Genomic DNA, 20,743 nt, shown 5'->3' with positions numbered 1-20,743 from the left:
AATGGATTGCGTATTTGCGTCAAGGCTTTGACCCTCAGACGTCCTTGCTCATCCCGTACTTTTTCATCTTCTCTACCAGGGTGGTACGGCGCATGCCGAGCAGATCGGCAGCGCGGGCCACCACCCCGTCCTGAGACTCCAGCGCCTGACGGATCAGCTCCACTTCAAGGTCGGCCAGCATCTCTTTGAGGTTGACCCCCTCCTCCGGCAGCTGCATGGTGCGGGCCGAGGCGAGGGCGTGATCCAGCTCGGGCGGATCCTGGAACACCGCCGCCAGCGCATCCCGTTCATCCATCTCGGTCAGCCGCTCATCCCGCGGCTCGCTCGGCAGCAGGCGATAACGGCTCGGCAGATCGGCCACATCGACGATCTGGTGCGGGTAGAGGATCAGCAGTCGCTCCAGCAGGTTAGAGAGCTCGCGCACGTTGCCGGGCCAGGGGTACTGCATCAACGACTCCAGCGCCCGCTGAGTCAGCCGAATAAAACCGTGGTGCTGCTCGGCATGGCGGTTGAGCAGCTCCTGCAGCAGCAGCGGGATGTCGTCGATGCGATCCCGCAGCGGCGGCGTCTCAATGGGGAAGACGTTGAGGCGGTAGTAGAGATCTTCACGAAAACCCTGGGTGCGGATCATCGCCTCCAGATCCCGGTGGGTAGCCGCTATGATGCGCACATCGGCCTGAATGGGCTTGCCGCCACCGACCCGGTCGAACAACCGCTCCTGCAACACCCGCAGCAGTTTGACCTGCATCGGCATCGGCATATCGCCGATCTCGTCGAGGAACAGGGTGCCCCCCTGCGCCAGCTCGAAGCGACCGCGACGAGCCGCGATGGCACCGGTAAACGCCCCCTTCTCGTGGCCAAACAGTTCGCTCTCCAGCAGCTCGGCGGGAATAGCGCCGCAGTTGATGGGCACGAAGGGGCCACTGCTGCGGGAAGAGAGTTCGTGGATAGCGCGCGCCACCACCTCTTTACCGGTGCCGGACTCGCCGAGGATCAGCACGTTGGCATCGGTCTCGGCCACCTGGCTGATAAGGCGGCGTACCTCCTGGATCCCCTTCCCTTTGCCCACCAGCAAACGCAGCAGGGCCTGCCCCTTGTCATGGGTCTGCTGACGGGGATGCAAGGATACAAAGGCCTGACAGAAGTGCAGATGACGGGTGAGGGATTCATAGGTAAAAGGCGAGAGCGCGACCCCGATAAAGTTGCTGTTGGGCAGATCTGCCTCAACCAGCGAGAGGAAGGGGGTACGGGGGAAGGCGGCCAGCAGCTCTGACAAGGGACGGTCGGTCAGCTCCCCCACCAGCACCCCTTGCAGCGGGCCGGAGGATTCGATGGCCACATCCAGATCGCTTTGTGCCACCTCCTGCCACGGGATCCCCATAAACGAGAGCACGGTTCCCAACTGTTGGCGCCGCTGCGCATCGGCATCAACAATCAACACGCCCATCTCCACCATATCCATTCCTCGCGATGTCCTGAACTAACTTATTGTTTTATTTAATGATAAAACAGCTACCGACTGTCTTTTTGCTGGCACACAAAGTGCCAAAATTCCGACGCATTGTCAAAAATTGTCGTATTCAGGCTAAGTGTATCGACAGAAACGGGAGATTAGATAAATTTTGCCGAGGAATTTTCTGCATTGGCGCCGTTGACAAACGCCGCCAAAAGCGGAAAGAAAACCGCCCTCGTCAGAGGGCAGCATGGGACACGGTGAAGCGCATTCAGTGGCGATTATGGTGGTGCGGCGCCGCGTAACGACACTCGGGGAAACGGCTGCAAGCCAGAAAGAGTCGACCGGCGTGGGGGCCTTTTTTCGCCTCCCGCTCCACCAGCGGCGCATCACAACGAGGGCAGTGGTGTACCTCGTGCTCTTCATCATCTTCCACATCGGCGAACAAGCTATCGATCAGCTCACCCTCACTCTGTGGCGCCTCCATCACCCCCTTGGGCTGGATGGTGGGCTCGTGGAGCGACGCAGGCGAGACAGCCTCGGCATGGGCAGTGCGGCCACGCATCCCGGCACCGACATCCACGCCGTCCAGCAACAAAGGGTTGAACGTCGGCTCGCGGCGCGCCCCGTGCGGCAGATCGTCGATCACCGGTTCGCTGGTTTTGACCAGCAGCGGCAGGATCTGTTCGCGCAGCTCTTCCACCAGATAGCTGGCACTTGCCGGGATCTGCAGCAACGGCAGTCCGGCGCTGTCGCAGGCGGTTTTCAGAAAGAGATCCCGCGCCTTGCGCTTCTGGTGACGGTGGGAGCTGTCATCGAGTTCGATGGCGCAGATAAAGGAGAGATCCGCGGGGTGGCAAAGCAGATAGTCAAAATGCTTGGCGCTGATCTTGTTGAAGTACTGCTGCCATTTGCTTTTGCCGATCCCGGCCTGCGGCGTCAGCACATCGGCCACCCGCACCTTGGCAAAGACCCGGGCCTTGTCACCCACCGCCAGATCCAGCACCCCGAGGAAGGATCGCTCGGCGGGACTGAAAAGGGTCTCCTGCACATCATAGGGCAGGCGCTTTTGCTGTCTGCCTCTGCTCCAGAAGATCGCCAGCACAAGCAGCGCCAGCAACAATAATCCCGATAGGACAAGGGTATTCATGAGAGCACGATCCAGTTCACGACACGAAAGGGGAATCACTTTACCACAGCCGCCACGGAGCAAGGCAGCAGACCTGTGTATGGAAAGTGAAAAGTCCCGTCTTTTTATCTATTTGTCAGCAGGCGGGGGTTCATATGACCAGCCCCAGCAGGCACAATAGGGATAGAGCACAAAATCCCATTTCAAGGAGAGCAGGATGCAAAAGCAATTGGTGGTCACCGTGATCGGTGCAGACAAACCCGGGATCGTCGAAAGTCTGGCAGCTGTCATCAGCCGCGAGCAGGGCAACTGGCTGGGCAGCGCCATGAGCGAACTGGCGGGCCAGTTTGCCGGTATCCTCCATGTCTCTGTCCCCGATGAGCACTATCGCAGCCTGTGCGAAGCACTGGCCCTGCTACCGGGTCTGACCATAAGCTTTGCCGAAGGGACACCGACCGCCGAGCCAGCCCATCAAGTCATGATGACGGTGACCGGCAACGACCGCCCCGGCATCGTCCATGAAGTAGCCAGCATCCTGCGCCAGCTCGAGATCAACGTGGCCGATCTCACCACCGGCTGTGAACCGGCTCCCCACTCCGGCGCGCCGCTCTTCTATGCCCATGCGCTGGTTGCCCTGCCCGACGGGCTCGCGATGGATACGCTTATCACCGCGCTGGAATCCCTCTCCGACGATCTGGTGGTCGACATCGACGAAGCGTTCAGCGAGCAGTAACAATACTGTCATTTATTTGTCATATATTAACGCCATAACTGCCGCGCAGACGCGACCTGAAACAGAGGCACAAGATGAGCACCGACAAGCAGTATGAAGAGAAAGAGCTGAGCTGGCTCTCATTCAATGAACGGGTGTTGCAAGAGGCAATGGACAAGACGGTGCCCCTCATCGAGCGGGTTCGTTTTCTGGGGATCTTCTCCTCCAACCAGGATGAGTTCTTCAAGGTACGGGTATCGGACGTCAAGCGTCGCATCCTCATCAATGAAGTACATGGTGGCGACGATGAAGCGAAAGTGCTGCTGCGCGCCATCCAGCAAAAAGTGATGGCGCTCGGTGAAGCGTTCGACAACACCTACAAGGAGCTGTTGATTGCGCTCGCTCGCCACAACATCTTCCTGGTCAACGAGAATCAGCTCTCCGATGCCATTCAGAAGTGGCTGCGGGTCTTCTTCAAGGAGAAGGTGCTGCGTCACATCATCCCGATCCTGCTCAACAAAGAGGTCAATCCGGTCAAATTCCTCAAGGATGAGTACACCTATCTGGCCATCGAGATGAAGAAGAACGGTCAGGTGATCCAGTACGCCCTGGTGGAAGTGCCGACCGACGACCTGCCCCGCTTCTTCCAGTTGCCGCCGGAAGGGACCCGCCGCAAGAAGCAGATCATCATTCTGGATAACGTCATCCGCTTCTGCCTCGACGAGATTTTCAAAGGCTTCTTCGACTACGACGAGATTGCCGCCTATGCGGTGAAGCTGACCCGGGATGCCGAATACGATCTCTCCGACCAGCTGGACTTGAGCCTGGTGGACAAGATGAGTGATGGCTTGAAGCAGCGCCTCACCGCCATGCCGGTGCGCTTCGTCTACGAGCGGGAGATGCCCGCCGCCATGATAAGTTTCCTCAAGCTCAAGCTGCAGATAAGCTCCTACGACGCCATCATGCCGGGCGGGCGCTATCACAACTTCAAGGATTTCATCGGCTTCCCCAACGTAGGCCGTGACTATCTGGAAAACCCCAAGCTGCCGGCCCTCGATTGCCGCGATTTTGACGGCTTCGTCAACGCCTTCGATGCGATTACCAAGCAGGATATCCTGCTCTACTACCCGTATCACAAGTTCCACCATTTCACCGAGCTGGTGCGCCAGGCGGCGTTCGATCCGGCGGTGAGCGCCATTCGCATCAATATCTACCGGGTCGCCAAGAAGTCGCGGATCATCCACTCCCTCATCGATGCCGCCAACAACGGTAAGAAGGTGACCGTGGTGGTCGAGCTGCGCGCCCGTTTCGACGAAGCGGCCAACATCGACTGGGCCAATATTCTCACCGATGCCGGGGTCAAGGTGGTGTTCGGGGTGCCGAGCCTCAAGATCCACTCCAAGCTCTGCCTCATCACCCGCCACGAAAATGGCGAGGCGGTGCGCTACGCCCATATCGGCACCGGCAACTTCAACGAGAAGACCGCCAAGATCTACACCGACTTCTCGCTGCTCACTCGCAATCCGGATATCACCGCCGAAGTGGAAGGGGTGTTTGAATACATCGAGTACCCCTATAAGCGATACAAATTCAACCACCTGCTGGTCTCCCCCATCAACAGCCGCCGTCAGCTCTATCGCCTCATCGACAACGAGCTCTCCAACGCCAAGGCGGGCCAGCCGAGCGGTATCATCCTCAAGATCAACAATCTGGTGGACAAGGATCTCATCAACCGCCTCTATGCCGCTGGTCAGGCCGGGGTGCCGATCCAGATGATCATCCGTGGCATGTGCGCCCTGCGTCCGGGTGTGCCAGGTCTCAGTGACAACATCAAGGTGATCAGCATCATCGACCGCTTCCTCGAGCACCCGCGGGTGATGGTGTTCCACAACAAGGGCAATCCCCAGCTCTATATCTCCAGCGCCGACTGGATGAGCCGCAATATCGACGGCCGGATCGAGGTGGGCACCCCCATTTATGACGAGCGCCTCAAGCAGCGCATCATGGACATTCTCGAACTACAACTGAGTGATACCTGCAAAGCGCGGGTCATTGATGCCGACCAGCAGAACGAATATGTGAAGCGGGGCAACCGCCGCAAGATCCGCTCTCAGGTGGCGATTTACGACTATCTCAAACGTATCGAGTCAAACAATGGACAATAGTCTCTATGCCGCCGTGGATCTCGGCTCCAACAGTTTTCATATGGTGATCGCCCATCTGAGCGAAGGGCGTTTTCGCATCGTTGATCGCATCAAAGAGCGGGTGCGGCTGGCGGAAGGGATGGATGAGCAAAAGCGGATGAGCCCGGAGGCGATGGAACGCGGCCTCGCCTGTCTGTCACTCTTTGCCGAGCGCCTCACCAATATCAAACCGGACCAGATCCGCATCGCAGGTACCTATACCCTGCGCCGTGCCAGCAACGCCCACGAATTTGTGAGTGAAGCTGCCAAAGTGCTCAACCACCCCATCGAGATCATCAGCGGGCAGGAAGAAGCACGGCTCATCTATCAAGGGGTCGCCCATACCCAGCATATCGAGGGCCAAGTACTGGTGATCGATATCGGCGGCGGCAGCACCGAACTCATCATCGGTGAAGGGTTTGAACACAAGGCCCTTACCAGTCGCAAGATGGGCTGCGTCAGCTTTACCCAGAGCTTCTTTGCCAGCGGCAAGCTGAGCGACAAGCACTTCACCAATGCCGTGCTGGAGGCGCAGCACCAGCTCGCCCCCATCGTCAACCAGTACCGCAAGCTGGGCTGGCAGAGCTGCCTTGGCAGCTCAGGTTCGATCCGCACCGTGCGCGATGTGCTGCAAGGTGAGGGGCTGACCGATGGCAGTATTACGCTGGATGGGCTGGAGCGGCTCAAGGCGCTGATGATTGAGCGCAAGCGAGTCGATAACCTCAAGCTGACAGGGCTGACCGAGGAGCGTCAGGAGGTGTTTGCCGCTGCGGTCGCCATCATGCTCGGGCTGTTTACCTCGCTGCCCATCGAGCGGCTCGACTACTCCGATGGTGCGCTGCGTGAAGGGTTGCTTTATGAATTCGAGGAGCGCTTGCAACACCACGATATTCGCGAACGGACGGCACAAGCGCTCGGTACCCACTACCGGATGGACCGCAAACAAGCCGCCCGAGTGGAGCAGAGCGTGCTGACGCTGTTCGATGCCTTGCAAGAGCCCTGGCAGATGGAGATAGAGCCCTATCGCGCCATCCTCGGCTGGGCGGCGCGGCTGCACGAAATTGGCCTTGCCATCAACTACAGCGGCATTCACCGCCACTCTGCCTATATCCTGCAACACACCGACCTGCCTGGCTTCAACCAGGACGATCAGGCCCTGCTGGCTGCGCTGGTACGCTTTCAGCGCAAGGGGCTCAAGCTCTCCGAGCTGCCTCCCCTGCCCAACCACGACATGCAGACGGTGCTGCGCTGCATCCGCATCCTGCGCCTCGCTGTCGCCGCTCACCACAAGCGCCAGGACAACCTGCTGCCCGAGTGGAAAGTCGCGGTACAAGGGGATCAGCTGGTCGTGACCCTGCCGATCGACTGGTGCGAGGAGAACCGTCTCCTGATGCAGAATCTGGAGAAAGAGCATCGTTATTGCCAGGAGCAGGGCTGGCCACTGTTGTTCCAGCTCGGCTAAACCGGAGCGATAAATGCAAAAGGCAGCCCAATGGCTGCCTTTTGCATCTCAATCTCCCGGTTACTGCAACTCGGGCAACAACCACTTGGCCATCTCGAAGTAGATGATAAGGCCGGTGCCATCCACCAGTGTCGCGATGAATGGCGCAGAGACCACCGCCGGATCGATGCGGAAACGACGCAGCACCATGGGAATAATGGACGCGACCGTGGCACTCCAGAGCACGATGGCGATGATGGTAAAGGTCACCACCATGCCAATCTGGGGACCGACGCCGAGACTCCATGCCCGTACCCAGGCCGCCATGGCAATGGCACCCGAGATGAGCAGACCGGTGGAGAGCTCCTTTTTCAGCACTGTGCCGAGATTGCGCAGACTCACCTCCCCGACCGCCATGGCTCGTACTATGGTGGTGGTGATCTGGGTGCCGCTGTTACCACCAGTACCGATCAGGAGCGGAATGAAGAAGGCCAGCGCGATAGCCGCTTCCAGCTGCTCCTCGAATGCCCGCAGCACGGTGCCGGTGTAGGCTTCCGCCACGAACAGGATAAGCAGCCAGCCCACCCGTTTGCGCCACAGCTGCCAGGGGGTCGCCTGCAGATAGGGAGTATCGAGTGGCGAGGAGCCCCCCTGCATCTCGGCATCCTCGGTGGATTCGAGCTCCAGAATATCCGCAGCATCATCGACGTGGAAAATACCGACCAGTCGCCCCTGATCCTCGACCGGCAATACCGACAGGTCGCGGTCGATCAGCAGGCGCGCTGCCAGCTCCTGATCGGCTCGGGCGTTGATCCGCACAGTCTCCCGATCCATCAGGGTCGCGACACTGGCCAGCGGGTCGGCGATCAGCAAGGTCTTGAGGGAGAGGCTCCCTTGCAGACGACCATCCCCGTTGACCACATAGATATGGCGAAACAGCTGGGCATTGTCCCAAGCATCGTGGATCAGCTGTTTGGCGTGACCGACCGTGTCCTCCTCCCGCACAACCAGATATTCGTGGCGCATGTTGGCCCCCACCGACTCGGTGGGCCAATCCAGCAGGGAGTAATACATGGCCTGCGCCTGGGTCGGGAAGCGAGCCAGCAACATGGTGCGATACTGACGACTCAGTTTGCGCAGGATGGCGACCATCTCACGGCGGGGAATAGCCTCCTGCAACACGCTGACGATGCTGCCATGGAGTCGCTGCAACAGGCGCCCGGCACTCTCGGCCGAGAGTGAACCAAGCAGTTCGGCCCCTTGCGGGATTGGCAGGGTATCAAAGATGCAGTTGAGCTCTTCCGGACGCAGGGTCAGCAGTTGATCGGCGCGCTGAACCGGATCCAGATTATGTTCCAGCCAACCCTGCAGGGCGGCCAGATCGAGCAGTTGGTGACGGTTAAGAATGGTATGTGTTTTCTTCATCACAGATATCCTCATGTGATTTCAGGCGAACCTGAATGCCTCCGGAAATAGCCGGATGCAACGACAAGAAAACAGCAATTTGATTGACGAGTAATAGGCAGGAAATGACGCCGTTCGGCGTGTCATCATCCCCACGTACCAGCTTTAGCACTGTATAACGTATCCGGCATGCCGGAAGCCACTTGGGTTTACACCTTAATCCGATGAAAACTGTCCTGATCTTGGGCGTCTCTGGACGTCGTGAGATCAGTGGCCTGTGTTTATACAGGAGCCTCGCCTAACGAGATGCTGCAAATAATTCGCACAACCCTCTGTTGTGCGGGCGGCATGATTATCCAATCCCGCTGGGAGGTCAACCCCGCAACCACCATTAAATTGGCAACGGCAACAGCTTGTTACAATTGGCAGGAGATGACACGAAACCAATTTTCATAGTCTGGACAAAAGAAAAGGATCCAAAGGGCCCCTTATTTATTAGCGAATATAGTCAAACAGTGTCAGACGGCTTATTTTGCTGAACGAGAGTTGCGAGGCACTCAATGCCGCATCCTCTTTTGACAGCGCGGAAATCACTTCATAGAGGTCCGCTTCCGATACCTTGGCTCTCGCCTCGGCGTTGAGGGTACTCAACCCCTCGTTAGAATCCATGACTGCCTCGAGACTATTCATCCTGCCACCCAACTCCCCCAATCCATGATCGATATTCAGGCGAGCATTCTTCATATGGACGGTAGCATCGGCTACTTCCAGCGCAAAGTTGTCAGCGGTAATAGCGGGATCACGCAAAGCGGTAATAAAATCCGACATCCCGTTCAGCACGTTGTCATTTTTTGGTGGATTAAGGTCAAACTGCTGAGCCGCACCACCTGCAGGCAAATCAAGGGTCAACTCCAGACCATTGAAGGGGATCTTGGTGCCAGCAGTGTAGTTACCCGTTTGCAGGGTAGTACCACCGGCATCCTTGATATCATAGGTATCAGGCGGGCCTATGGTGGTTGATACGGTATAGGTGTTGCTGGGCAGTGCCGAGTTATAATTGGACTTATAGAAATTATCAAAGTTGCCCTGATCACCGACTCCGACCTTGATATTTGCGGTGGTTGCACTGGCAGTTCTTCTGGTCGCCACGATTTCAAACAGATCCTGCCCGGAATCATTGGCAGCAATTTGTACTGTGGGTGAGACCTGAATATTTCGCTGACCAGGGTCCCCCTGATAAATATATTTTCCGTTGGCGTCTTTGATATATGGCTGGGTCTTGCTCTGATTGCCGCCAAATATAAATTCACCCGAGGAGTTTTTGCTATTCATCAGATCAAACATTTGCTGCTGCAACCCTTCCAGCTCGCTGGCTATGGCCTTGCGATCATCCATGCTGATAGCGCCATTATTTGACTTCTGGATCAGAGTCTGGGCACTAAGCATCGCATTGTTAATCGACGTTAATACCGTCTCCTCATGTCCCAGGCTGTTTTCCAGCAAGCTGCCATTGACACTGTACTGCTTGAACAGGTCGATCTCCTTGGTCAGTGCCATCTTCTGGCTCATCCCCGCGGGATCTTCGCCGGCAGTCTGAAATTTATTACCGGTTTGCAGCTGTTGGTAGGCAGTATTCAACCGCTCGTTGGCACTGTTGAGGGAATAGATATTCCGGTCGTAGATCATGTTGGTGGTGATGCGCATGACGTTACCTCACGGAAGAGAGCAGTGTATCGAAAATAGTTTTGGCCGTGCTGACGATTTGCGCCGATGCCGCATAGGATTGCTGGAAGCGGATCAGATTGGCCGCCTCCTCCTCCAGATTGACCCCAGACACGCTTTCAAAGATGCCAGTGCTCTGGATAAGCTTGGACTCATTGGCCTTGAGCAGCGTTTTTGCCTGACTGGTATTGTTGCCCACTTCCATCACCAACCCGGAATAGGCCTGATTGAAGGTCATCTTGTCGTTGGTCGTCCCACCATTGGTGCTCTTGCGCACCAGATCCTTGTTTTGCAGCTCGGCCAGAACCAGTCCATTGCTGTTATCGGCAAAGCCATTGCTGTTGTAACTGAGCTTGAAGCTGTCACCGGCATCCACCGTTCCGGTGATGCTGAACTCGTAGCCGGGCGCCTGTTTCGGGTTTGGATAAGCTGGTCCACCAGTGGGGGGTGGCAGTTGCAAAGCAGCCATCAAATTCTGCCCCTTGCTGCTCGCAGGGGCCGTACCTATCAGAGTAGTACCATCGGCTTGAAACACCTGATAGTTACCACTAGCATCGATTTTGACCACCTGAGGCGCTGTCGGGCTCAGACTATTGGTACCAAAACCTGACCCCGCACCTGTATTAAATACGCCACCCAGTTTGATATCTGCCCCGCCGCCATTATTGGTGGTCTTTTCTGCTTTAAGCGGAGAGGCCAGGGCCAAATCTTCCGGTCGGGTGATCAACTGACCCAGACCAGCGGCCGCACTTTTGGTCGGTTGCAGCAACAGTCTGTCACCCGCAGCTGGCGTGCCGGTGAGATCGATCGAGATCCCGTGCCCGGTCAGCTCAAAGGTTGTTGGTGGGGTAGCCCCCGCAGTGATCAAGGTACGATTGCCAGACTTGTCCAGCGAAAACACCTCATAACCGGTGGCACTGCTAAATTGCACTTCGTAATCAAACGGGGTCACTGATGTCCCCTTGCCCGGCACGAAGCTGACATTCGCCCCGACCGTCCCCGTGTTATTGCCGTAGGGTAAGCCCTTGCTGGTAGGCAGGGTGAAGATATCGCCGCCAATCTCGTTATCCAGATCCATCCCGAGGCGGTTCTGCTGGTTCATCGCATCGGCCATCGCCACGGCCAGCTGCCCCAGTTCTCGCTTGGTAGGCTCAAGGTCGGTACGCGCCTTGAACAGCCCCCCCATGGCGCCACCAAACGTATCGTGGTCGATGGTAGCCTGATTATCCCCCAGAGTCAGTTGCAGCTCCTGATCTCGGGAGTCAGGATCTCCTGCAATCACCTTGAACTGGGCGACGCCCCCATCGAGGATCAGCGAATGGCCGGTGCTCATATTGACCAGCATGCTGCCGTTGGGTTGGGCTACGGTGCGAATATCCATCTTCTCCGACAGCTGGCGGATCGCCTCATCCCGCTGATCAAACAGCATCAGGTTCTCTTCGGGTGACCCCTGGGTGCGGATGATGGCCTGATTAAGATCATTGATGCTGGTGAGCAGGCTGTTGACCTGCTTGGTTTCATCTTCAATACGGGTGTTGAGGGTATCGCTCTGCTTGTCGAGCTGCGCCGAGAGGGTATGAAAACGGTTGACCATGCCACTCAACTCCGTCATCACCACCTTGCGCCCACCGATCTCGGCAGGCGATTCATTGGCAGAGTGAAATGACTTGAAGTAGGAGGTGATGGCTGCCCCCACGCTGTTGCTGGTATCCCCAAGCAAGCTGTCAACGCCAGCCAGCTGTTCATAATGGGTCAGGGAGGCATGATAGGCGGAGGTATCACGGCGCACCTCCCCCTGCATATAGTCGTTGATTACCCGCTGGGTCTTGATGTCACCGGTCCCCAGACCGATGGTATTGGTATACACCAGCGTACGCTCACGCACATAGCCCTGGCTATTGACGTTCACTATGTTGTTACTGGTGGTCTGCAGCAGGCGTTGCTGTGCCAGCACGCCCGATGAACCAATCCCAAGCAGGTCGCTTGCCATACGTTACAGCTCCATCTCGTTGTATTGGGCAATGGCATCACTGCGCAATACCTGTTTCAATTTTCTGGCGTAGTGCGGGTCGGTGGCATAACCCGCCTGTTGCAGCGCCTCAAAGTAGCGATCAGGACTATCCACCTTCGCCAGGGCGCCCTTGTAGCGAGAGCCGGAAGTGAGGAAGTCCACATAGTCGTTGAAGCTCTCTTCAAACGACTCATAGGAGCGAAATGCCGCTTTCTGGCGGGAGGCAACGCCTTGCTCATACTCGAGCGTGCTGACCACCGCCTTTGGCCCTTCCCAGCGCGGATCGGCCTTGATGCCAAACAGGTTATGGGTCACCAGCCCCTCGCCATCCTTGATCACCCGCTTGCCCCAACCGCTCTCCAGTGCCGCCTGGGCGACCAGTACCGCCGGGCTTAACCCCAGCTTGTCGGCCGCTTTCTTGGCCAGCGGCATCAGGCGATTAACGAACTCTTCCGGCGTATCGAACTCTTTGCCCCCACTACCGGTGGCACTGCCCTCTTCGCTGGCCATGCGCCCCATGGGCGGAATGCTACGGTGAGGACGACGGGGCATAGTGAGTGCGTGGCTCTCCTTGACCTCCTCGGTCATCTCTCTTTCAGCAAAATCTTTGCCAACTTTTGATGCCGCGATCAAATCATCTGCAGCTGCCGTGGGTGGCTGATAGGGTTTGTAGGTCCGTTCGGTGCGCTGCGGCATCTTGAGCACCCGTCCATCCTGATGGGTAAAGGTATCGGGAGAGAGCTGCTTGGCCACCATGTCAGCCAATCCCAGCCCCCCCTTGCTGGACATGTCGGCGACTCGCTGCTCATCCAGCATCCCTTCATAGAACTGGGTATAGCTGCTGTTCATCGGGTTGTCCTGAGTCAACACCCCGTTGGCCTGACGCATGCTCTGAAACAGCATCTGGGTAAAGATTGACTCGAACTGGCGTGACGCACTCTTGAGCGCTTCGGCCTGCCCCTCTTTGCTTTGGCTCATCTGGCGCAGACGATCCAGGTTCTTGATGTCCTGTACCATCCCGAGATTCATGCCGCTGTTGCTGTCAAACTCCGCCATTTTGCTTACCTCATTGCCACCCGTGGCAACCACTTGCCGCTTGTTACAATATGACCAGTTGCCCCTCGATGGCGCCTGCCTGCTGCAGTGCCTCAAGGATGGCCATCAAATCACCGGGGGCGACCCCGACCTGATTGACCGCCCGGACCAGATCGTCCAGGGTCGCACCGGTATCAAACTTGAACATCCGCCCCGGCTCCTGCTGGACATTGATGGTCGAGTTGTTGGTCACCGTCGTCTCTCCTCCTGCCAGCGGGTTGGGCTGGGAGACCTGCTGGTTTTCGGCAATGGTCACCGTCAACCCGCCATGGCTGATGGCCGCCGGTTTGAGCTTGACCTGACTGCCGATCACTATGGTGCCGGTGCGGGAGTTAACGATGATCTTGGCCGCCTCGTTGGCCGGATCCACCTCCAGATTCTCGATGGTGGCGAGATAGGAGACGCGCTGACCCGGATCCCGCGGGGCATAGACCTTGACCGAGGTGGCATCGAGCGCCTGAGCGGTATTGGGCCCCACCAGATCGTTGACTACATCGGCCAGACGGCGCGCAGTGGTAAAGTCGGGTCGGTTAAGGTTGAAAGTGATGGTATCCCCCTGACTGAAGGAGTTGGGCACCTCCCGCTCCACGGTCGCACCGTTGGCAATCCGCCCGACGGTCGGGGTATTGATCACTACCTTGGAACCATCAGCCCCCTCGGCCCCCAGACCACCGACCACCAGACTGCCCTGCGCGACCGCATAGACCCGCCCATCGAGCCCTTTCAGGAAGCTTTGCAATAGGGTACCGCCCCGCAGGCTCTTGGCCTCGCCAATGGCCGACACCGTTACGTCGATGGTCTGGCCCGGCTTGGAGAAGGGGGGCAGGTCGGCATGGATCGCCACCGGTGCCACATCCTTGATCTTGGGCTTGATGTTATCCGGCACCTTGATGCCAAAGTTGTTGAGCATGGTGCGGAAGGTCTGCTCGGTGAAGGCGTTGTTCTTCTCGCCAGTGCCGGGCAACCCCACCACCAGACCGTAACCAATCAGCTGGTTGTTACGCACCCCTTCAACCGAGCTGATGTCCTTGATCCGGGCCGCATTGGCCACGCCCAAGGGCAGCAGACAGCAGAGCAGTGTGACAAGACGGAGTGACTTCATAACATCTCCTAGAGCGGCCACCAGGGACCATTGAAAAAGCTGGTAAGCCACCCTTGCTCCTGGCTATTGGCCAGATCGCCGGTACCACCGTAGTAAATGCGGGCATTGGCCACTTTCTGGGACGAAACGCTGTTATCAGACGTCACATCCTCCGGGCGAATAAGGCCGGTGATCCGGATATACTCATTGCCATTGTTGAGCATGATCCACTTCTCGCCGCGCACCACCAGATTGCCGTTGGGCAGTACCTTGGCCACGCTGACCGAAATATTGCCCTGCAGACTGTTGCTCTGGTCCGCCTTGGCCTGGCCTTTGAACGCGCTGTCTTGAGCAATGGAGGCTGAGAGATCATAGGGGCTGGCGGTCACGGGCACGCCACCCAACTTGACCGGGTCCAGATTGAACTTGTTATTCTTGCCACTCTGGGTATTGGCCTTTTTCGAGGCGGAGGTCGACTCCGACAACTCGATGGTAATGATGTCGCCTACCTTGTGTGCCTTGATATCCGAATAGATGCCATTGACCTGATCCGGCTGGAAAATTGCCCCTGTCGGTCGCACCGACACCGGCTCCGACTCCCCGTAGACGGGGGAAAACTCGGGATCATCAGGCTTGGGCGTATTGGGAGTGCTGCTACACCCTCCCAGCACCAACAATCCCAGCATCCATACGGCTTTCATCATGCACCTCCTAATTAGGTACGCTGGATCAGGAAGGACATCATGCCGTCAACGGCAGAGAGCACCTTGGAGTTCATCTCGTAAACCCGCTGAGCCTGAATGAGGTTCACCAGCTCTTCGGTCACGTTGACGTTGGAAGTCTCCAGCATCCCCTGCTTGATCACCCCCAAGCCATCGGCACCGGCAGTCCCCTGCGCAGCAGCGCCGCTGGATTGGGTCTCGACGAACATGTTCTCCCCCATCGGCTGCAAGCCGCTGGCATTAACGAAGTCGGAGATGTTGATCTGACCGACGACCTGAGAAGCGCCATCGCCCTTGAGCTGCACCGAGACCTGGCCATCTTCACCCACCGTAACGCTCTGGGCGTTTTCCGGGATCTGGATTTCCGGTTGCAGCGGGTAGCCATTACCCGGGGTCACTATGGTCCCTTCATCGTTGAGGGTGAACTGACCATTACGGGTATAGGCAGCACTGCCATCTGGCAGCTGAATTTCAAAGTAGCCACGACCACTGATCATCAAATCGAGCGAGTTGTCAGTGGTTTGTACGTTACCCTGACTGTGGTTTTTCTGGGTCGCCACCACCTTGGCACCCGCCCCCAGCATCAGGCCGGAGGGGAGCTCGGTATCGGCAGAAGAGCGGCCACCGGGCTGGTTGATGTTTTGATACAGCAGATCTTCAAAGATGGCCCGTGACTTTTTAAAGCCCACGGTGCTGGCGTTCGCCAGGTTGTTCGAGGTGACCGAAATATTGGTCTGCTGTGCATCCAACCCGGTCTTGCTGATCCAGAGTGCGGGATTCATAGGTAACTCCTTGATTAGCTGATTCGCAGCAGTTGGGTTTGAGCTTCATCATTCTCTTCGGCCGTCTTCATGATTTTGACCTGGGTTTCGAACTGGCGTTGCAGCCGGATCAGGTTGGTCATCTCATCCACCACATTGACGTTGCTCCCCTCAAGGGAGCCGGCAATCAGGCCGACATTGGCAGAGGCGGGTTCATTCTGGCCATCTTTGCGGCGAAACAGACCATCTTGCCCCTTCTCCACCGCATCGGCGGCCGGGTTGACCAGCTTGATCCGCTGAAAATCTTCCGGCAAGTTGGCGGCAGCCCCTTCCGGTCTACCGCTGATGGTGCCATCCCGATTGATCTCGAGTTTCTCCATCGGCATCGGCAACACGATTGGCTGACCACCGTCATCCACTACATTCAGGCCCGTCGAGGTCTGCAAGTTGCCGGTCGCATTGACCTGCAAATTCCCCATGCGGGTATAGGCCTCCCCCCCCTTGGGATCCTGCACGGCAATCCAGCCGGGACCATCCACCGCCACGTCCAGATCCCGTCCGGTGGTCATCAGCATGCCATGCTGCAGGTTCTGACCCGGGCGCTCAGCCATGGCAAACACCCGGCTTGGCAAGCCCTCTCCGAACGCCTGCATACTTCTGGCCTGCTCGAAATCGGACTTGAAACCGGTGGTATTGGCATTGGCGAGGTTGTTTCCGCGAACAGCCAGGCTGTTCATAGTCTCTTTGGCCCCGGACATGGCAATATAAAGCAGGTGATCCATGGAATTCTCCGTCAAACAGATGACTCTGACAGGAGAAATGCAATTAGAGTGCCAATAGCAGAAATATGGGGGGATAAGGATGGGAATGCGACAGAAACAGAGAGGGGGCCAAGCCCCCTCTCATTATCATTTATTGCGAGATTAACGGATCTGCAGGATGGTCTGCTGCAGCGAACTGTTGACCTCCAGAGAACGGGAGTTGGCCTGGAAGTTACGCTGGGCAGTGATCAAGTCAACCAGCTCCGAGGTCAAATCCACGTTGGACTGCTCCAGCGCCGATGATTTGATGGTCCCGAAAGTGCCCGAGTTCGGCGTCCCAGGCAAGGCATCGCCAGAGAGCAGGGACTGACGCCAGGAGGTATCGCCAACCTGAGTCAATCCTTGCGAGTTGGCAAACTTTGCCATGGCGACCATGGCCACCTTGATGGTGGTGGCGTTACTGTAAGTCGCGGACACAATGCCATCCGGAGTGATCTCGACCTTGGTCAAACGGCCGACAGTGGAGCCATCTTGCGACAACTTATTGACTTCAAATGGTGAGGCATATTGGGTTATTGTGCCCAGTGAAATCTCAAAAGTCTGAGTGGGATCAGCACCATTAGTGATAATACCCGCACCAGCGGCACCCAATTGCTCCGTTTGGATTGTTGCAGGGGTGGTTGGGGTAATCATTTTACCATCGGCACCAAAGGTAAAACGCGCAGCCAAAGGTGCCTGGGGCACACCTGTAGCCATCTGAGTCTGAACCCCCATAGCTATATCAATAGGCTTTTCACCCTCATATAAATACATACGCCATGCTGTAGGATCTGCCGGTTTGGTCGGGTCGGCATCGCTAGCTTCTTTAACGAAATATTTAGTGATGGTATGAGGCTCACCTAAAGAGTCATACACGACAACAGAGGTGGAGGACGAGTACGTTTTCGAGTCCTTTGGATCAAAGCTCGACAGGCTACCAACTATTGGAGGTACAGCAAGAGGATCCGGCATTGTGCCCGCCGATAACGGGGTCGCCTTGGACGGCAAATTGAAGCTTGCCTCAATCTTGCTGGTCTTGATTGGCTCACCCGCCCGATCCGGTATCTGGATCGGCTTGGTAGCATTGATGCTGACCGCCTTCGGGGTGCCATCGGCGTTAATTTCATAACCTTGCAGGTAATGCCCCTGATTGTTGACCATATAACTGTTTTCATTGAGCTTGAAGGCGCCGGCACGAGTATAGGTGCGATCCAGGTTGGTCAGGCCATCGGAGGTCACAAAGAATCCATTCCCCTGAATCGCCAAGTCGAGTGCGTTATTGGTAAATTGCAGCGCCCCCTGATGGAACTGCTGGGCAACCGCGCCAGTCGCCACACCATTACCGACCTGGGTCTTGGCATTGACAAAGATGGAGTTGGCGTAAACATCCGCAAACTCTGCTCGGGACTCTTTAAAGCCCATGGTATTAACGTTGGCAATGTTGTTGGCGGTGACGTTCAAGTCTTTTTGTGCCGCGTTGACACCGCTCAAGGCATTGTTAAATGACATATCCAGCTCCTTAGATCGATGCTGTCGACGTGGTTTTTGACTGAGTTGTTGGTTTGTTCTGATTAGATCCTGAAATTTGCAGGATACTATTAAGCGTTGTAGTGCCTAGACCTCTCAGATTAAGTTGAGTCGGGTTGGTTCCGTTCCCCAGGACCACACTATCAACCTTGCCATAGGTCAGGGCCGAGATGCTCTCCGACTTTCCATCCATGGTGCCGTTAGCTTTAATCACGTATTTTCCAGGCTTGGCCGGATTGCCACTCTTGTCTTTACCATCCCAAGCAAATTCAACATTGCCGCGTAAATCACCTTCCAGAGGAAGCTCCTTTATCACCTGACCCTTTTCATCTTCCACCGTGATTTTCACATTCGAATACTTGTTCTCGACACCGACAGCCACAACCCCGGATATAGACCCCTCTTTCTCCAAATAACCGATATTGCTAGGGAGCAGCACATTTTGTCCGACCAGTGCAGAGGCTTGCAGCGCCTGACTAGATGTCATCAGAGTATTGAGATTGCCCATCTGGGTGGACAAGCTGTTGATCCCCTCAGAAGTCGACATGGATGTCATCTGGGAGAGCATCTGGGCGTTATCAACAGGCTTGAAAGGATCCTGATACGACAGCTGCATGGTCAGCAGCTTCAGAAAAGAAGCTTGATCCAGCTCTTTCTTCGGCGTTGTAGTGGTGCCTGTCGTCTGGGTCGTGGTACGGCTGATGCCGTTCACATTATTGGTTGTATCGACCATGCTGCATCCCTCCTATCAGGACTTGCCAAGCTGGAGCGTCTGCTGCAGCATCTTCTTGGCCGAATCTGCAACCTGTACGTTGGTCTGGTAGCTGCGCGAGGCGTTGATCATGTCGGCCATCTCTTCAACCATGTTGACGTTTGGCTTGAAGATAAAACCGTCTTTATCCGCCATCGGGTGGTTGGGGTTGTACTCCTTGAGCAGTGGCGCCTTGCTCTCGACAATCCCCTTCACCTCAACCCCGACCGAGCCCTGCTTGTCAGACATCGCCTGATCGAGCTGGGCGGCAAAGACTGGCCGCCTGGCGTGGTAAGTATTTTCCACACTGGAGCTGACGCTGTCCGCATTGGCCATGTTGCTGGCAACCGTGTTGAGGCGCACTGACTGTGCGCTCATAGCCGAGCCTGCTATGTCAAAGACCTTGAACAAACTCATCACTGCTCTCCTTTCAGGGCCTTGAGCAGGCCACTGATCTTGCTATTCATAAATTCAAGGGAGGTTTGATACTCGAGGCTATTGCGCAGAAATTCGCTGCGCTCCTGCTGCACATCGACTGTATTGCCGTCACCGGTATCCGGTTGCAGCGGGTTGCGATATTGCACGGTACCCGGAGCGTCCATATTCAAGGCAAAGTGCTTTTCGCTGGTCGTTGCCAAACCAAAACCCTGATGCGACTGGGCCTCCTGCAATGCCTGAGCAAAATTGATATCCCTGGCTTTAAAGCCAGGGGTATCTGCGTTGGCAATATTGCTGGAAAGCACCTCTGCACGCTTGGCGCGAACGCTTATGGTGTGTTGATGCACACCGAATGCCTTGTCAAATGAAAGAGCCATAGCACACCTCCTGCTTGGTATATTTTGTTTGCAAGAGGTGTGCCATAAGCAAATCTCTCAGTTCGATGGTTTGGGTATGAGCACATTTCAGACCGAAAACGGCAGGAGCATCTCGCGCATTGAGTCAGACGGCATCATTTGGCCACCTTAAGGCTTCAACCACTTTTGCGATGGCGAGATATGGTAGGTAAATAGAAAGACTGAGCTGTAGATAAAGAAAGAGGGAAGCTCGCTGCTTCCCTCTTTACATGAACTGGTTATATCCGGTAAAACCTCGAATATCATGGCCATCAGGCCTATTTGACCTTGTAGACAATCCCCGGATTGCAGCGGATCATCTCAAACCGATCGGTCAACCCGGCCAGTGACTCCGACGCACCCAGCATCAGATATCCACCGGGATTGAGACTGGCTGCAAACTGGTTGAGGATCTTCGACTTCACTTCCGGCGCAAAATAGATAAGCACGTTACGGCAAAAGATAATGTCAAACTTGCCGAGCAGACTATAACTCTCCAACAAGTTGAGTGGCCGGAAGGTGGTCAATTTTCTGACTCGCTCGGCAACCCGCATCTTGTTGTCACCGTAAGGCTCAAAAAACATCTTCTTGCGCTCCGGTGACAAACCGCGTGCCAGAGCAAGGCTATCGTAAACGCCTTCCTTACACTGATTGAGCATGGTCGTCGAAATATCCGTCCCGACAATCTGCACGCCACCAGGCAAGGTACCCGGCTTTTTCATCTGCTGCTCCAGTGCCGTCATGGCAATGGAATAGGGCTCCTGACCTGACGAGGATGCGGCTGACCAGATCTTGATGGGGCGGCCACTTTTCCCCAACTCGGGGAAAATCTTGTCGGTAAGAAGCTGAAACGGATAGGTATCACGAAACCAGAGGGTCTCGTTGGTCGTCATGGCATCCACCACGGCCATTTTCAGGTCACGCTCTCGCACACTCATTGCACGGGTAACCAGATCAGACAGACTCTCGATGCCAAACTGAGCCATCAAAGGTGAAAGACGGCTCTTCACCAGATACTGCTTGTTATCCCCCAGCACAATTCCGCTCTGTACCGCCAGAAAGTTGCTGAACTGTTTGTATAAGTCGTCCGAAAGTGTCTTCATGCAGCTGTTCTTCTT

18 protein-coding genes and 1 riboswitch are annotated in these 20,743 nt (G+C 56.3%); of the genes, 3 read left to right on the top strand and 15 right to left on the bottom strand.

What is annotated here, in order from left to right; translation table 11 throughout:
* Positions 1-34: 34 nt before the first annotated feature.
* A complete protein-coding gene (locus tag L972_RS09030; RefSeq protein WP_031227792.1) occupies positions 35-1,456 on the bottom strand; it encodes a sigma-54 dependent transcriptional regulator in 1,422 nt (473 codons plus the stop codon).
* 268 nt (positions 1,457-1,724) lie between these two features.
* The gene (locus L972_RS09025; protein ID WP_047437658.1) at positions 1,725-2,603 is read right to left on the bottom strand and encodes a DUF2726 domain-containing protein; all 879 of its coding nucleotides are present in this window, start codon (positions 2,601-2,603) and stop codon (positions 1,725-1,727) included.
* 196 nt (positions 2,604-2,799) lie between these two features.
* On the opposite strand from L972_RS09025, the gene L972_RS09020 reads away from it, so the two are divergent.
* The 3 genes from L972_RS09020 to ppx all read left to right on the top strand — a co-directional run bounded on the left by L972_RS09020 (position 2,800) and on the right by ppx (position 6,939).
* Entirely contained in the window at positions 2,800-3,315 is a 516-nt protein-coding gene (locus tag L972_RS09020) for a glycine cleavage system protein R (protein ID WP_047437655.1), read from the top strand.
* A gap of 74 nt (positions 3,316-3,389) precedes the next feature.
* Positions 3,390-5,459 (top strand): polyphosphate kinase 1, encoded by a 2,070-nt coding sequence (gene ppk1 / locus L972_RS09015; RefSeq protein ID WP_005350671.1) that lies wholly within the window; start codon positions 3,390-3,392, stop codon positions 5,457-5,459.
* On the top strand, positions 5,449-6,939 hold the full coding sequence (ppx, locus tag L972_RS09010; RefSeq protein WP_047437653.1) for an exopolyphosphatase: 1,491 nt from the start codon (positions 5,449-5,451) through the stop codon (positions 6,937-6,939). The genes ppk1 and ppx overlap by 11 nt, the downstream gene beginning before the upstream one ends.
* A 60-nt stretch (positions 6,940-6,999) precedes the next feature.
* On the opposite strand, the gene mgtE is transcribed toward ppx, so the two are convergent.
* The 13 genes from mgtE to L972_RS08945 all read right to left on the bottom strand — a co-directional run bounded on the left by mgtE (position 7,000) and on the right by L972_RS08945 (position 20,728).
* Positions 7,000-8,343, bottom strand: a complete 1,344-nt coding sequence (mgtE, locus tag L972_RS09005) for a magnesium transporter (RefSeq protein WP_047437651.1) — start codon at positions 8,341-8,343, stop codon at positions 7,000-7,002.
* A 122-nt stretch (positions 8,344-8,465) separates the two neighbouring features.
* A riboswitch (M-box (ykoK) riboswitch) is annotated at positions 8,466-8,635 on the bottom strand.
* A gap of 182 nt (positions 8,636-8,817) precedes the next feature.
* Positions 8,818-10,026, bottom strand: coding sequence for a flagellar hook-associated protein FlgL (gene flgL, locus L972_RS09000; protein ID WP_047437649.1), 1,209 nt, complete (start codon positions 10,024-10,026; stop codon positions 8,818-8,820).
* Between the two features lie 4 nt (positions 10,027-10,030).
* A complete protein-coding gene (gene flgK, locus L972_RS08995) occupies positions 10,031-12,034 on the bottom strand; it encodes a flagellar hook-associated protein FlgK (RefSeq protein ID WP_047437647.1) in 2,004 nt (667 codons plus the stop codon).
* 3 nt (positions 12,035-12,037) lie between these two features.
* Entirely contained in the window at positions 12,038-13,111 is a 1,074-nt protein-coding gene (gene flgJ / locus L972_RS08990; RefSeq protein ID WP_047437645.1) for a flagellar assembly peptidoglycan hydrolase FlgJ, read from the bottom strand.
* 43 nt (positions 13,112-13,154) lie between these two features.
* Entirely contained in the window at positions 13,155-14,252 is a 1,098-nt protein-coding gene (locus L972_RS08985; protein WP_005350664.1) for a flagellar basal body P-ring protein FlgI, read from the bottom strand.
* 8 nt (positions 14,253-14,260) lie between these two features.
* Positions 14,261-14,932 (bottom strand): flagellar basal body L-ring protein FlgH, encoded by a 672-nt coding sequence (gene flgH, locus L972_RS08980; protein ID WP_005350662.1) that lies wholly within the window; start codon positions 14,930-14,932, stop codon positions 14,261-14,263.
* A gap of 14 nt (positions 14,933-14,946) precedes the next feature.
* Entirely contained in the window at positions 14,947-15,735 is a 789-nt protein-coding gene (gene flgG, locus L972_RS08975) for a flagellar basal-body rod protein FlgG (protein ID WP_005334158.1), read from the bottom strand.
* 14 nt (positions 15,736-15,749) lie between these two features.
* On the bottom strand, positions 15,750-16,496 hold the full coding sequence (flgF, locus tag L972_RS08970; RefSeq protein ID WP_005334159.1) for a flagellar basal-body rod protein FlgF: 747 nt from the start codon (positions 16,494-16,496) through the stop codon (positions 15,750-15,752).
* 141 nt (positions 16,497-16,637) lie between these two features.
* The gene (gene flgE / locus L972_RS08965) at positions 16,638-18,023 is read right to left on the bottom strand and encodes a flagellar hook protein FlgE (RefSeq protein WP_047437641.1); all 1,386 of its coding nucleotides are present in this window, start codon (positions 18,021-18,023) and stop codon (positions 16,638-16,640) included.
* 10 nt (positions 18,024-18,033) lie between these two features.
* A complete protein-coding gene (locus tag L972_RS08960; protein ID WP_047437638.1) occupies positions 18,034-18,774 on the bottom strand; it encodes a flagellar hook assembly protein FlgD in 741 nt (246 codons plus the stop codon).
* A gap of 15 nt (positions 18,775-18,789) precedes the next feature.
* Positions 18,790-19,209 (bottom strand): flagellar basal body rod protein FlgC, encoded by a 420-nt coding sequence (gene flgC, locus L972_RS08955; protein ID WP_005350658.1) that lies wholly within the window; start codon positions 19,207-19,209, stop codon positions 18,790-18,792.
* Positions 19,209-19,607 carry a flagellar basal body rod protein FlgB gene (gene flgB / locus L972_RS08950; RefSeq protein ID WP_005334169.1) on the bottom strand — a complete coding sequence of 133 codons (399 nt, stop codon included), beginning with the start codon at positions 19,605-19,607 and terminating at the stop codon, positions 19,209-19,211. The genes flgC and flgB overlap by 1 nt, the downstream gene beginning before the upstream one ends.
* Before the next feature lie 296 nt (positions 19,608-19,903).
* Positions 19,904-20,728 carry a CheR family methyltransferase gene (locus L972_RS08945; protein ID WP_005350656.1) on the bottom strand — a complete coding sequence of 275 codons (825 nt, stop codon included), beginning with the start codon at positions 20,726-20,728 and terminating at the stop codon, positions 19,904-19,906.
* Between the last annotated feature and the right edge of the window lie 15 nt (positions 20,729-20,743).

The sequence above is a fragment of the Aeromonas sp. ZOR0001 genome, from assembly GCF_000801015.1.
Taxonomy (GTDB): domain Bacteria; phylum Pseudomonadota; class Gammaproteobacteria; order Enterobacterales; family Aeromonadaceae; genus Aeromonas; species Aeromonas veronii.
The sequence above is the reverse complement of the archived record's forward strand: the minus strand, read 5'-3'. Positions and strand labels throughout refer to the sequence as shown.